Origin of the sequence: Streptomyces sp. NPDC004732 (assembly GCF_040609235.1) — a bacterium.
Taxonomy (GTDB): Bacteria; Actinomycetota; Actinomycetes; order Streptomycetales; family Streptomycetaceae; genus Streptomyces.
In genome coordinates, this window is record NZ_JBEXJR010000011.1 from 156792 (window position 1) to 169375 (window position 12584).

Consider the following 12584-nt stretch of genomic DNA (forward strand, 5'->3'; position numbering starts at 1 on the left):
AGAGCGAAATCGGCTCCGGCGCGTTGCAGTACCTACGACTTCAATGTCCGTACCGGAGCCCTTACCCACATGACGAGCAGCACCGAGACCACCGCCACCACTCCGCAGGTAGCGGTCAACGACATCGGTAACGAGGAAGCCTTCCTCGCCGCGATCGACGAGACGATCAAGTACTTCAACGACGGCGACATCGTCGACGGCGTCATCGTGAAGGTCGACCGGGACGAGGTCCTGCTCGACATCGGTTACAAGACCGAAGGCGTCATCCCGAGCCGCGAGCTCTCCATCAAGCACGACGTCGACCCGAACGAGGTCGTCGCCGTCGGTGACGAGATCGAGGCCCTGGTTCTCCAGAAGGAGGACAAGGAAGGCCGTCTGATCCTGTCCAAGAAGCGCGCTCAGTACGAGCGTGCCTGGGGCACGATCGAGAAGATCAAGGAAGAAGACGGCATCGTCACCGGTACCGTCATCGAGGTCGTCAAGGGTGGTCTCATCCTCGACATCGGCCTCCGTGGCTTCCTGCCGGCCTCCCTCGTCGAGATGCGCCGCGTCCGCGACCTCCAGCCTTACGTGGGCAAGGAGCTCGAGGCCAAGATCATCGAGCTGGACAAGAACCGCAACAACGTGGTCCTGTCCCGCCGTGCCTGGCTCGAGCAGACCCAGAGCGAGGTCCGCCAGACCTTCCTCACGACCCTGCAGAAGGGCCAGGTCCGCTCCGGCGTCGTTTCCTCGATCGTCAACTTCGGTGCGTTCGTGGACCTCGGCGGCGTCGACGGTCTCGTGCACGTGTCCGAGCTGTCCTGGAAGCACATCGACCACCCCTCCGAGGTTGTCGAGGTCGGCCAGGAAGTCACCGTCGAGGTTCTCGACGTGGACATGGACCGCGAGCGTGTCTCCCTGTCGCTCAAGGCGACGCAGGAAGACCCGTGGCAGCAGTTCGCCCGCACGCACCAGATCGGGCAGGTCGTTCCCGGTAAGGTCACCAAGCTCGTTCCGTTCGGTGCGTTCGTGCGCGTCGACGAGGGCATCGAGGGCCTGGTCCACATCTCCGAGCTGGCCGAGCGCCACGTGGAGATCCCGGAGCAGGTCGTCCAGGTCAACGACGAGATCTTCGTCAAGGTCATCGACATCGACCTCGAGCGTCGCCGGATCTCGCTGAGCCTCAAGCAGGCCAACGAGTCCTTCGGTGCCGACCCGTCGGCCGTCGAGTTCGACCCGACCCTGTACGGCATGGCCGCGTCCTACGACGACCAGGGCAACTACATCTACCCCGAGGGCTTCGACCCCGAGACGAACGACTGGCTCGAGGGCTTCGAGACCCAGCGTGAGGCTTGGGAGGGTCAGTACGCCGAGGCGCAGACGCGCTTCGAGCAGCACCAGGCCCAGGTCATCAAGTCCCGCGAGGCCGACGCTCAGGCCGAGGCCGAGGGCGCGGCTGCGCCCGGTGGCGCGGCTCCGGCCGCCGGCACCGGCGGTGGCGGCGGCGGCGGTTCGTACTCCTCGGAGTCGGACGACAACTCCGGCGCCCTTGCTTCGGACGAGGCGCTTGCCGCGCTTCGTGAGAAGCTTGCCGGCGGTCAGAGCTGACTCTCGCCTCTAGGCGGTAGTAGCGGTTGAACGTTGCGGGCCCGCACCTCTTCGGAGGTGCGGGCCCGCTTCTTTGTTTTCGGGTTCGGGTGCGGCTTGGTGGGGGCTGGGTGCGCAGTTCCCCGCGCCCCTGAAGGCTTGGCCCTTCGGGCCTTGCCTCTATGGCGTCACCGTTATGTTCGTCAGGCCCTTGCCGTCCGTCACCGTGTTGCTCGCGTAGACCGTCGTCTTGCAGCTGCCGCTGTAGTTCGTCACGTTGATCGCCAGCTGCTTGTCGCCCGTCGCGCCCGTCAGGGTCGACTTGTTGCCGCGGAAGACCGTGCCGCAGCCCCAGCCGGACTGCTGGGAGTGGGTCTCGTAGCCGTTGTTCGTGGTGTTCTTGCCCGTGTTGTTCTCGACGACGTAGTTGTTGCCCTTCACGTCGATCCACGAGTCGTCGTAGTTGTTGCCGGTCAGGCCCTTGCCGTCGAACGTGTTGCCCGAGACCTTGCCGCCCGTGGTGCCCTCCTTGAGGTCGACCGCCTCGCCGCCCACGTCCGGGCCGATGGTGTTGCCGAGGATCTGTACGTTGTCGCTCTTGTCGGAGAGCGTGTTGGCGGAGCCGACGTAGACGCCCTCTCCCATGCCGCGGTCGTCGTTCCCGGTGTCGTAGATCCGCGAGTTCTTGATCACGCCGTCGCTGCTCGACTTCCGGAAGTGGACGCCCTCCATGTCGAGGCCGTGGACCGTGACGGTGTCCACGACGACGCCCCTCGCGGAGTCGATCATGATGCCTTTCTGGCCGCCGGTCACGGTGACGCCCTTCACCGTCCAGTACGCGGCGCCGTTCAGGTGCAGGCCGTAGCCGCCGCCCGCCGTGAGCACGGCCTTCGACGAACCGGTCAGCGTGATCCTGGAGTTGGCGCTCGCCGCCACGGTGGTCTTGAAGTTCCCGGAGTACGTTCCGTCGGCGAGCTGGATCGTGTCGCCGGGGGAGGCGTCGGCGAGCGCCGTCTTCAGTTCGGCGGCCGTGGAGACCTCGATGGTCCGCGCCGGTGCGGTCGAGGCGGTCGCGGCCGAGGCCATGGTCAGGCCTCCGGTGGCGGCCGTCGCGGCGAACAGGGCGGTGAGCAGGGGGCGTCGGGTGCGCATGGGGGGGGTGGCCTTCCCGTCGGTGGGTCCGGTGGGTCCGGTGGGTCCGGTGGGTCCGGTGGGTCCGGTGGGTGTTCTCGGCGTGCACGGCACTTCTGTGTTCTTGTACGTGAACTCTGGATGTGCCTATGAACGTAGAGCTGCGGCATGTCCGCGTCAAGGTATGGACCAGCTCTTCAACTCGATGGCTGTGAAGGGTCGGCCGGGAATGCTCGTGACGCTGCGCGTGTTCTTCACTACGAACACGAGGAGGAGCGGTCACAGTGCTTGATCCGCAGGGTTTGTACGCATGGGAGCCGAAGGGCCTCGCCGTCGTCGACATGGCGCTCGCCCAGGAGTCGGCCGGACTTGTCATGCTCTACCACTTCGACGGATACATCGACGCGGGCGAAACCGGCGACCAGATCGTCGAGCGGCTCACGGACAGCCTTCCCGGGCAGGTGGTGGCCAAGTTCGACCACGACCGGCTCGTCGACTACCGCGCCCGCCGCCCGCTGCTCACCTTCCGGCGCGACCGCTGGAGCGACTACGAGGTGCCGACGCTCGACGTCCGCCTCGTCCAGGACGCGACCGGCGCACCTTTCCTGCTGCTCTCCGGGCCCGAGCCCGACATCGAGTGGGAACGTTTCGCCGCGGCCGTCCAGCAGATAGTGGAGCGGCTCGGCGTGCGGCTCTCCGTGAACTTCCACGGCATCCCCATGGGCGTACCGCACACGCGCCCCGTGGGCCTCACACCGCACGGCAACCGCACCGACCTGGTGCCGGGCCACCGCAGCCCCTTCGACGAGGCGCAGGTGCCGGGCAGCGCCGCCGCCCTGGTGGAGTACCGCCTCCTGGAGGCGGGCCACGACGTGCTCGGCGTCGCCGCGCACGTGCCGCACTACATCGCGCGCTCCGCGTACCCCGACGCCGCCCTCACGGTCCTGGAGGCCATCACGGCCGCGACCGGTCTGGTGCTGCCCACCGTCGCCCACGGACTGCGCACCGAGGCGCACCGGACGCAGACCGAGATCGACCGGCAGATCCAGGAGGGCGACGAGGAACTCGTCGCGCTCGTCCAGGGACTTGAGCACCAGTACGACGCGGCGGCGGGCGCGCAGGAGCGGGGCAACATGCTCGCCGAGCCGCTGGACATCCCGTCGGCTGACGAGATCGGCCGTGACTTCGAACGGTTCCTTGCCGAGCGGGAGGGCGACGCGTAACGCCAGGGCCTAAGCTTCCGGTCATGCTGAAGGTTGGTCTGACCGGCGGAATCGGCGCCGGCAAGAGTGAAGTGTCGCGGCTGCTCGTCGCGTCCGGTGCCGTTCTGATCGACGCGGACAAGATCGCGCGTGAGGTCGTGGAGCCCGGAACTCCCGGTCTCGCGGCTGTCGTCGACGCCTTCGGGCGGGAGGTCCTCGCGCCGGACGGCTCGCTGGACCGGCCGAGGCTCGGCGCGGTCGTCTTCGCGGACGCGGAGAAGCTGGCCGCCCTGAACGCGATCGTGCACCCCCTGGTGGGCGCCCGCTCCGCCGAGCTCGAACAGGCCGCGTCCGGCGACGCCGTCGTCGTCCACGACGTGCCCCTCCTCGCCGAGAACGGCCTCGCGCCGCTGTACGACCTCGTGGTCGTCGTCGACGCGAGCCCCGAGACCCAGCTGGACCGTCTGGTGCGGCTGCGCGGCATGAGCGAGGAGGACGCCCGCGCGCGGATGGCCGCGCAGGCCACCCGCGAGAAGCGCCTGGAGATCGCGGACATCGTGATCGACAACGACGGTCCGCTGGACGGTCTGGCGGAGCGGGTCGGCGAGGTCTGGGCCGACCTCGCGCGCAGGGCACGCGACTAGCGGCACGGCAGCGGCAGAGACTGTGACCGCGGCTGCGGCTGCGGCTGCGGGTGGCGCATGCGGCAGGCGCATGCGGATGGGGCCTGCGCCTCGGTGCGGGGCGCGCACGCTCGGGGAGGGCGGGGCAGTGGTCGTTCTGGCGGCGTTCACGGTTCTGGGAGGTCTTGTCGCGGCGCTTGCCGGTGCGTACGGGCTGCGGCAGACGCGGCGCATCACCACCGCGGGAGCCGTCACCCACGCCCTGGTGAAGGCGGCGCTGCCCGGCGCCGAACGGCCCACGCTGCAGTTCGAGACGGGCGACGGACGCGTCGTCGAGGTGGTGTCGCCCGTGCCGCCGAGCCGTCGCAGGCCGCTCGCCGCGGGGGACCGGGTCGGGATCGCGTACGACATCGGGGATCCGCGCGAGACCGTGCTGATCGGCGGCGAGCGCACCGGCCTCGACCGGGCCTTCGTCGGCGCGGGCGCGGCACTCGTGGTGCTGGGGGCCGTCCTCGCCGTCGCGGTGCGCTGAGAGCCCGTCCCGCGCGCGTGGGGTGTGATTTCACGTCCGTGCGGAATAGGCGGGTGTGCGGCGGGCGTTGACACGGGGGAGCGAGGGAAGGAGTCCGGCGTGCCCGAAATCACCCCGGAGACCCATGTCATCGATTTCCGGGCGGCTGAACAGCTTCTTGCCGCCCGGGATCCGCGCGGCGCGGTGAAGCTGCTCGACAATGTCATCGCCGCCCACCCCGAGAACACCGCGGCCCGTCTGCTGCGGGCGCGCGCCTTCTTCGCCGCCGCGCAACTGCGCGCCGCCGAGCTGGAGTTCAGCATCGTCCTGGAGCGCGAGCCGGACAACGCGTTCGCGCACTTCGCCCTCGCCCGTACCTACGAGCGCGGCTCGCGGCCCGATCAGGCGCGGCGCCACTTCCGGCTCGCGGCGGCCCTCGATCCGCAGCCGGACTATCTGGCGGCGGCCCGCTTCGACGAGGAGTAGGCGAGCAGTGCCCTAGGGGGCGTCCGGTGGTTCGTACGGCGGTTCGTGCGGTGGTGCGTACGGCGGGACGTCCCTGCCCGGCTGGTAGTGCGGGCCCTGCCGGATTCGGTGTACGACCCACGCCAGGTCGGCGACGACCACGAGCAGCAGGGCCCCGCACGCCGCCGCCCAGCCCGTCCGGCCGGTGAGCGCGAAGGCCACGGTGCCGAAGGCGGCCCAGATCAGGCCCCATACGCTGAACCAGAACCGCATCCGCAGGGGACTGCGTGCGGTCACCGGTTCACTGCCTGTGCGCATCATGGGAGGTCATCTCCTCCTTCACAGGATAAAGAGGGTGGGAACGTGCTGGAAGCGCTCAGGTCCGACGAGAGGCTCGCCGCGTGGCTGGGCGAGCTGGAGGGCGCGGGGGAGCCACGGGCCGCGGCGGTGCTTCCGGACGCCGACGAGCTGCCGGAGGTGCTCCTCGACCTCGCCGTGCCGCACGAGGACATCAACCCTCTCGTGGCGCTGCGCGGCCGTCTGTGGGCGGACCCGGAGGCGCGCTGGCTGCTGGACCGCTGTGTGGACGCCGTCGTGCGCGACCTGGGGAGGGTCGGCGGTTGCCGCCTCCCGCTGCTGCCCGAGGCCTGGGGAGAGCTCGGGCGCTGCTTCTTCGTGTACGTGTACGTGGCGGCGCTGGAGCACGTGCGGGCGTACCACCGAAGCCGCGGCATCTCCGACGACGTCTCGCGCCGCACCCTTGCCGACCTCGGGCGCCACATGGCGGTGCACCGCAGGGCGCGCGGCAGCCGGGGCCTCCTCGTGCCGGACTGGATCGGCCTGCACTTCCGGGGCGAGCTCTACCAGTTGGGGCGGCTGCAGTTCCAGCGTGCCGTGCTGGGCGCGCGCATGGGCGGCGCGACGGCGGCGGCCGGGCACCGGGCGGGCCCCGGAGACCCGTGTCTGAACGTCCACATCACCGATTTCCGGGGCGCGTTGACGCCCGAGGCCTGCGACCGGTCGATATCCAGGGCGCGGGAGTTCTTCGCGCGCCACTTCCCCGAGGAACGGTTCGAGACAGCCGTCTGCCACTCCTGGCTGCTCGACCCGCAGTTGGCGACGTACCTCCCCGCGGACTCGAACATCGTCCGCTTCCAGCAGCGATTCCGTCCGGCGACCGGGTACGGGCAGGAGCCGTCGGACGGCGACCCCGTCGCCTTCGTCTTCGGCGACCGGGACCTGCCGGTGGCCGAACTTCCCAGGCGCACGCGGGTGGAGAGGGCCGTGGGCGACCATCTGCGGGCGGGCGGCCACTGGTACGGAGGGCATGGCTGGTTTCCGCTGTAGCGGGCGGGTCCGTGCGGGGGACGGGAACGGGGGCCCGGCGGGCTTCGTTGGGCGGGCATGAGCCTGCAGATGCGTGAGGGATACGAGGGAACGGGACCCGGCGCGATCACGCCGGACGGCTGCGCGGTCGAGCTGTACACGCGCCTGGCCGTGGGGAGCGAGCCCGATGTCATCGAGGCCGCCGTGCCCGCGGGGGCGCACATTCTGGAACTGGGCTGCGGTGCGGGCCGGGTGACCCGTCCGCTCCTTGAGCGGGGGTTCCGGGTGACGGCCGTGGATGAGTCCGCCGAGATGCTGGAGAAGGTCGCCGTGCTCGACGGCGGGGTGCGGACGGTGCGCAGCCCCATCGAGAAGCTCGACCTGGACGAGAAGTTCAGCGTGGTGATGCTCGGGTCGTTCCTCGTGCACAGCGGCGACACGGCGGTCCGGCGCGGCATGCTCCGCGCCTGCCGGAACCACGTCACGGACCAGGGCTGTGTGCTGATCCAGCGAGAGGGCGCGGACTACCACACGGACCTGCCGAGGGAGCGCGTCGACCCGAGCGGCTATACGGTCCGGATCGTCTCGGCGGAGCCGGTCGGCGACGGCGTGAACGAGGTCCGCGCGGAGTACGTGTTCCCGGACGCCGTATGGACCCAGACGTTCCGGGCCAGGCCGCTCGACCGGGAGCAGTTCGAGGAGGCGCTGGCGGAGGCGGGCCTGAAGGTCGCCGAGTACCTGACGGAGGACGGCATTTGGGTGCGGGCCGTGCCCGTGGGATGAGGTCGCGCGCCCAGCGATGAGTTCGGGGCGGGCGACCGGTCTTCAACGGTGACAGCACAACAGCCCGAGGAGACCATGATGTCCGCCACCGTCCCCGCGACCACTCCCGCCACCACCGCTCACGCCACCGTTTCGCCGCTTCCCCGTCCCCGTACGGGCATCCGTGGCCGCGGCGCCCGTGTCGCCCTGCGCGCCGTACAGGTGCTGCTCGGCGTGTTCTTCGCCGTCGCCAGCGGCGCCCCGAAGCTGATCGCGCACCCCACCGCCGTCGAGTCCTTCGACAAGCTCGGCTGGGGGGCGCCGGGGATGTACACCATCGGCGCCCTGGAACTGCTCGGCGGGATCGCGCTGCTGCTCCCGCTGCTCTCCTCGATCGCCGCCACGGCGTTCATCGGCCTGATGATCGGCGCGTTCGTCGTGACCGTCACCGCGCTCGGCGGTGAGAACGCGGCCACGCCGGTGATCCTGATCCTGCCGCTGGCGTGGATCGCCTGGGCGAGGCGCGGCGAGACGACCGAGCTGGTCGCCCGCCTGCGAGGCCTGGGCTCCTCCCGCTGAGGACTTGACTGGGATCCGGCTGAGATCCGTCAGTGGGGCCCAGGAGCCGGGGCCTGGCCCTCCGCTCCCCGGAGCCGTTCCATGTCGCGGCGGTCCCGCTTGGTGGGGCGTCCTGCGCCCCGGTCGCGGATGCCCGCGGGGGCGACCGCCTCGCGGGGCGGCGGAGGCGGCGAGTTGTCGACGTAGCACTCGATGGCGACCGGTGCGCCGACGCGCTTGCGGATGAGGCGCTTCACGACGACGATCCGCTCCCGGCCGCCCGCCTGCCGCACGCGTACCTCGTCGCCCACATGCACTCCGTACGCGGGCTTGACTCGCTCACCGTTGACCCGGACGTGGCCGCCCTTGCACGCGGTGGAGCCCGCCGAGCGGGTCTTGGCCAGGCGGACCGACCAGATCCAGCTGTCGACGCGCACCGAGCCCTCGCCCGCCGGGCCGCTTGCGCCCGTGCCACCGCCCGATCCGCCGTCTCCTGAAGTCTCCGAAGCCATGTGTCGACCTTAGTCCGGCTTCGGCGTGGCATGTCCGCCTCCCGGCGAGCCGTCCGGAAACCGCTGACCTCGGACGCCGATAATTCGGACCGATCGCAACAAAAAGGTCCGGACATGAGGACATGACACGCGACTCCCAGGAGTGCTGCCCATGACGTCTTTCGAAGCCACCGTCGACGGTCTGATGGACGGACTCCGCGCCGACCTGGAACGGCTCGCCGCGATCCCCTCGATCGCGTTCCCCGGATTCCCCGCCGAACCGGTGGAGGAGGCGCACGATCTGGTGGCGGGGCTGCTGCGGGACGCCGGGGTCCCGCACGTCGAGCGGCTCGACCTGCCGGACACCGCCCCGGTGATCTACGGGGAGATCCTGCCCCCGTCGCCGGACGCGCCGACCGTCCTGCTCTACGGCCACTACGACGTGCAGCCGCCCGGCGACGCGTCGCTCTGGAAGTCCCCGCCCTTCGAGCCGACGCCGGTCGAGGGCGGGCTGCGCGCCCGGGGCATCGCGGACGACAAGTCCAACGTCATCGCGCACCTCGGGATGGTGCGGGCGTTCGAGGGGCGGCCGCCGGTCGGGATCAAGATCGTCATCGAGGGGCAGGAGGAGTACGGCAGCGCCTTCGACGACTACCCGCCCTCCGACCCCGAGCGGTTCGCCTGCGACGCCATGGTCATCGCCGACCTCGGCAACCTGCGCCCCGGCACCCCCACCCTCACCACCGGCCTGCGCGGCGCCGCCGAGGTCACGGTCGAGGTCCGCACCCTCGACGAACCGCGCCACAGCGGGGAGTTCGGCGGCGCGGCGCCCGACGCGCTGCTCGTTCTCCTGAAGGCCCTCGCCACCCTGCACGACGTCCACGGCGACGTCGCCGTCGAAGGGCTGCGGCGCGAGGAGTGGAGTGGGACGTCGTACACGGAGGAGGAGTTCCGCTCGCTCGCCGGCGTGCGCGAGGAGGTGCCGCTCATCGGCAGCGGCAGCATCGGCGAGCGGCTGTGGAGCGGACCCGCGATCACCGTCATCGGCCTTGACGCACCGAGCGTGGAGCACGCCGCCTCCGCCGTGGTGCCGTACGCCAGGGCCAAGCTGAATCTCCGCTTCCATCCGAAGCAGGACCCGCGGGAGGCGCAGGGCAGGCTCGTCGAGCACCTGCGTTCGCTCAGGCCCTTCGGCGTTCCGCTCACCGTCACGCCCGGCGACACCGGCCCCGGGTACGAGGCGGCCACCGGCGGGCCCGCCTACCGCGCCGCGCTCGCCGCGCTGCGGGAGGGCTGGGGGCAGGACGCCTCGTACGTGGCGACCGGCGGTTCCATTCCGCTGGTCAACGGGCTCGCGAAGGCGGCGCCCGGCGCCGAGGTGCTGCTGTTCGGGGCGCAGGACAGCATGTGCAATCTGCACGCCCCGAACGAGCGGGTCCTCTTCTCGGAGCTGCGCAGCACGGTCGTCGCCATGTGCGCCTTCGTACGGGAGTACGCCGACGGGTTCCGGCAGTCGGGAGGCGGTGCCGCGTGAGCACGACAGAGACGCCTGTGGGTGGGGGGACGGGAGGGTCGAACGAGCCAGGAGGGCCGAACGAGCCGGGAGAGCCGAAGGAGGCGGGTGAAAGTCCGCCAGGAAAGGGCAAGTTCACCTTCCCCAGCGCCCTGACCGTCCTCGCGATCGTCACCGTCGCCGTCTGGCTGCTCGCCTTCCTCATCCCCTCGGGGCAGTACGACCGCAACAAGTCGGGCGCCCCCGTCGAGGGCACCTACCACCGCGTCGACTCCGGGCAGTCCTTCGTCGACCGCCTCAACGACCTCTTCCTGTCACCCGTCAACGGGCTCTACGGCATCCAGGACGAGAAGACCTCGCTGGTCGCGCCCGACAACGTCGGCTCGCTGTACGGCAGCGCCGGTGTCTTCCTCTTCGTCCTCGCCATCGGCGCCTTCATCACCGTCGTCTTCGCGACCGGCGCCCTCGACCGCGGCATCGGACGGCTCGCACACCGGCTGCGCGAGCGCGGGGCGCTGCTCATCGCGGGCGTCATGGTCGTGTTCTCCGTCCTCGGCACGGTCGAGGGCTTCGCGGAGGAGACGCTCGGCTTCTACGGGCTGATCGTGCCGCTGATGCTCGCCCTCGGGTACGACCGCATGACCGCCGTCGGCGCGATCATCCTCGGCGCGGGGGTCGGTGTGCTGTGCTCGACCGTGAACCCCTTCGCGACGGGCGTCGCCTCGTCCGCCGCGGGCATCTCCCTCGGCGACGGCATCGTGCTGCGCTCCGCCATGTGGGTCGTGCTGACCGGGGTCACCGTCGCGTACGTCATCCGCTACGCGCAGCGCGTCCGGCGCGATCCGGAGCGCTCGCTGTCCGGCTTCCTGCCGGGCGACCGGGACCGCGGGGAGGCCGCCGCGGGCACCGCCGGGGCCGCTGGGGTCTCGGGGGTCCCCGAACTCACCGGTCTGCACAAGGCGGTGCTCGTCACCACGGCACTCGTCTTCGCCTTCATGATCTTCTCGGTCGTGCCCTGGTCGAGTGCGCTGACGGGCAAGGCCGACGCGACGCCGTACGGCTTCGAACTCGGCTGGTCCTTCCCGCAGCTGGCCGCGCTCTTCCTGTGCGCGGCGGTGCTCGTCGGGATCGTCGCGCGGATGGGGGAGCAGAAGCTCAGCTCGACGATCATCCAGGGCGCGGCCGATTTCGTCTCGCCCGCGCTGGTCATCCTGCTCGCCCGCGGCGTCACGACGATCATGAACAACTCGAAGATCACGGACACCGTGCTGCACTCCATCGAGGGGGTCGTGAAGGGGACGTCGTCCGGGCTCTTCGCGGTCATCGTCTTCCTGGTGAACCTGCCGCTCGCCTTCCTGATCCCCTCCACCTCGGGGCACGCCACGCTCGCCATGCCGATCCTCGCCCCGCTCGCCGACTTCGCCGGTGTCTCGCGCGCGGTCGTCGTGACGGCCTGGCAGGCGGCCAGCGGCTGGATGAACCTGTGGGTGCCGACGACGGCCGTGACCATCGGCGGTGTGGCGCTCGCGAAGGTCGGCTACGACAAGTACCTGCGGTTCGTGTGGCCGCTGCTGGCCCTGCTCGCCGTGCTGATCTGCGGGTTCGTGGCGCTGGGTGCCGCGGTGACCTGAGCGGGCGCGGCGCCGGTGTCGGCGTACGTACGGTGTCGGCGTCCGTACGGTGGTGGACATGGACGGCCTGAGTGAACTGGACCGGCGCCTCACCGGGTGCCGCGCCTGCCCCCGTCTCGTCGAGTGGCGCGAGGAGGTCGCGCGCACCAAGCGCGCGGCCTTCGCCGACCAGGAGTACTGGGGGCGGCCCGTGCCCGGCTTCGGGCCGCACGACGCCGCGCTCCTGATCGTCGGCCTCGCGCCCGCCGCGCACGGCGCCAACCGCACGGGCCGGATGTTCACCGGCGACCGCTCGGGCGACTTCCTCTTTCCCGCGCTGTACGACGTCGGGCTCGCCTCCCGTCCCACGGCGGAGCGCGCCGACGACGGCCTGACGCTGTACGGCACCCGCATCACCTCGCCCGTGCACTGCGCGCCGCCCGCCAACAAGCCCACCACACAGGAGCGCGACACCTGCCGCGCCTGGCTGGTGAGCGAGCTGCAACTGCTCGCCCCGACGCTCCGGGCGGTGATCGTGCTCGGCGGCTTCGGCTGGCAGGCCGCGTTCCCCGCCTTCACCGCGGCGGGCTGGCAGGTGCCGAAGCCGCGCCCGGCCTTCGGGCACGGAGCGCACGCACGGCTCGCGGGCGGCCAGGACCAGGAGCCGCTCGACGTCTTCGGCTGTTTCCACGTCAGCCAGCGCAACACGTTCACCGGGCGCCTCACGCCGGGCATGCTGCGGGAGGCGCTGCGCACGGCGGCCTCCGTGGCCGGTCTGCACCCGAACGGCCCAGCAGAGCTAGCCGGGCCGGGCGCCGATTCCTAG

General features: G+C 70.9%; 14 protein-coding genes. 11 read left to right on the forward strand and 3 right to left on the reverse strand.

The window, feature by feature from the left end; all coding sequences use genetic code 11:
• Window positions 1-69 precede the first annotated feature (69 nt).
• Window positions 70-1587, forward strand: a complete 1518-nt coding sequence (gene rpsA, locus ABZV77_RS31185) for a 30S ribosomal protein S1 (protein ID WP_055554894.1) — start codon at window positions 70-72, stop codon at window positions 1585-1587.
• 159 nt (window positions 1588-1746) lie between these two features.
• Here rpsA and ABZV77_RS31190 read toward each other — a convergent pair whose 3' ends face one another.
• Window positions 1747-2718, reverse strand: a complete 972-nt coding sequence (locus ABZV77_RS31190) for a right-handed parallel beta-helix repeat-containing protein (RefSeq protein WP_356263982.1) — start codon at window positions 2716-2718, stop codon at window positions 1747-1749.
• Window positions 2719-2981: 263 nt separating this feature from the next.
• Here ABZV77_RS31190 and ABZV77_RS31195 point away from each other — a divergent pair, with 263 nt between their 5' ends.
• The 4 genes from ABZV77_RS31195 (at window position 2982) to ABZV77_RS31210 (ending at window position 5519) form a co-directional block, all read left to right on the forward strand.
• On the forward strand, window positions 2982-3920 hold the full coding sequence (locus ABZV77_RS31195) for a PAC2 family protein (protein WP_356263984.1): 939 nt from the start codon (window positions 2982-2984) through the stop codon (window positions 3918-3920).
• Between the two features lie 23 nt (window positions 3921-3943).
• On the forward strand, window positions 3944-4543 hold the full coding sequence (gene coaE, locus ABZV77_RS31200; RefSeq protein ID WP_356263986.1) for a dephospho-CoA kinase: 600 nt from the start codon (window positions 3944-3946) through the stop codon (window positions 4541-4543).
• A 127-nt stretch (window positions 4544-4670) separates the two neighbouring features.
• Entirely contained in the window at window positions 4671-5054 is a 384-nt protein-coding gene (locus tag ABZV77_RS31205) for a DUF3592 domain-containing protein (protein WP_356263988.1), read from the forward strand.
• A gap of 99 nt (window positions 5055-5153) precedes the next feature.
• Complete coding sequence (locus tag ABZV77_RS31210) at window positions 5154-5519, forward strand: tetratricopeptide repeat protein (protein WP_356263991.1); 366 nt, start codon at window positions 5154-5156, stop codon at window positions 5517-5519.
• Window positions 5520-5531: 12 nt separating this feature from the next.
• Here the strand turns inward: ABZV77_RS31210 and ABZV77_RS31215 are convergent, their stop codons facing one another.
• Window positions 5532-5816: a DUF6343 family protein gene (locus ABZV77_RS31215; protein WP_356264496.1), complete on the reverse strand. Its 285-nt coding sequence runs from the start codon at window positions 5814-5816 to the stop codon at window positions 5532-5534.
• 129 nt (window positions 5817-5945) lie between these two features.
• On the opposite strand from ABZV77_RS31215, the gene ABZV77_RS31220 reads away from it, so the two are divergent.
• The 3 genes from ABZV77_RS31220 to ABZV77_RS31230 all read left to right on the forward strand — a co-directional run bounded on the left by ABZV77_RS31220 (window position 5946) and on the right by ABZV77_RS31230 (window position 8165).
• The gene (locus ABZV77_RS31220) at window positions 5946-6845 is read left to right on the forward strand and encodes an acyltransferase domain-containing protein (RefSeq protein ID WP_356264498.1); all 900 of its coding nucleotides are present in this window, start codon (window positions 5946-5948) and stop codon (window positions 6843-6845) included.
• A gap of 69 nt (window positions 6846-6914) precedes the next feature.
• Window positions 6915-7607, forward strand: coding sequence for a class I SAM-dependent methyltransferase (locus tag ABZV77_RS31225; protein ID WP_356264501.1), 693 nt, complete (start codon window positions 6915-6917; stop codon window positions 7605-7607).
• A 75-nt stretch (window positions 7608-7682) separates the two neighbouring features.
• Window positions 7683-8165: a DoxX family protein gene (locus ABZV77_RS31230; RefSeq protein WP_356264504.1), complete on the forward strand. Its 483-nt coding sequence runs from the start codon at window positions 7683-7685 to the stop codon at window positions 8163-8165.
• 29 nt (window positions 8166-8194) lie between these two features.
• On the opposite strand, the gene ABZV77_RS31235 is transcribed toward ABZV77_RS31230, so the two are convergent.
• Window positions 8195-8656: an RNA-binding S4 domain-containing protein gene (locus ABZV77_RS31235; protein WP_356263994.1), complete on the reverse strand. Its 462-nt coding sequence runs from the start codon at window positions 8654-8656 to the stop codon at window positions 8195-8197.
• A gap of 151 nt (window positions 8657-8807) precedes the next feature.
• Here ABZV77_RS31235 and ABZV77_RS31240 point away from each other — a divergent pair, with 151 nt between their 5' ends.
• From ABZV77_RS31240 to ABZV77_RS31250, 3 genes are all read left to right on the forward strand, one after another.
• Window positions 8808-10169, forward strand: a complete 1362-nt coding sequence (locus tag ABZV77_RS31240; protein ID WP_356263997.1) for a M20/M25/M40 family metallo-hydrolase — start codon at window positions 8808-8810, stop codon at window positions 10167-10169.
• A 131-nt stretch (window positions 10170-10300) separates the two neighbouring features.
• Entirely contained in the window at window positions 10301-11779 is a 1479-nt protein-coding gene (locus ABZV77_RS31245; RefSeq protein WP_356264507.1) for a Na+/H+ antiporter NhaC family protein, read from the forward strand.
• A gap of 58 nt (window positions 11780-11837) precedes the next feature.
• Window positions 11838-12584, forward strand: a complete 747-nt coding sequence (locus ABZV77_RS31250) for a uracil-DNA glycosylase (RefSeq protein ID WP_356264000.1) — start codon at window positions 11838-11840, stop codon at window positions 12582-12584.

What these genes read in the sequence shown, in the direction of transcription:
- rpsA (WP_055554894.1), top strand. Translation starts at nt 70, where the DNA reads ATGACGAGCAGCACCGAGACCACCGCCACCACTCCGCAGGTAGCGGTC.
- ABZV77_RS31190 (WP_356263982.1), bottom strand. Translation starts at nt 2,718, where the DNA reads ATGCGCACCCGACGCCCCCTGCTCACCGCCCTGTTCGCCGCGACGGCC.
- coaE (WP_356263986.1), top strand. Translation starts at nt 3,944, where the DNA reads ATGCTGAAGGTTGGTCTGACCGGCGGAATCGGCGCCGGCAAGAGTGAA.
- ABZV77_RS31215 (WP_356264496.1), bottom strand. Translation starts at nt 5,816, where the DNA reads ATGCGCACAGGCAGTGAACCGGTGACCGCACGCAGTCCCCTGCGGATG.
- ABZV77_RS31225 (WP_356264501.1), top strand. Translation starts at nt 6,915, where the DNA reads ATGCGTGAGGGATACGAGGGAACGGGACCCGGCGCGATCACGCCGGAC.
- ABZV77_RS31230 (WP_356264504.1), top strand. Translation starts at nt 7,683, where the DNA reads ATGATGTCCGCCACCGTCCCCGCGACCACTCCCGCCACCACCGCTCAC.
- ABZV77_RS31235 (WP_356263994.1), bottom strand. Translation starts at nt 8,656, where the DNA reads ATGGCTTCGGAGACTTCAGGAGACGGCGGATCGGGCGGTGGCACGGGC.
- ABZV77_RS31240 (WP_356263997.1), top strand. Translation starts at nt 8,808, where the DNA reads ATGACGTCTTTCGAAGCCACCGTCGACGGTCTGATGGACGGACTCCGC.
- ABZV77_RS31250 (WP_356264000.1), top strand. Translation starts at nt 11,838, where the DNA reads ATGGACGGCCTGAGTGAACTGGACCGGCGCCTCACCGGGTGCCGCGCC.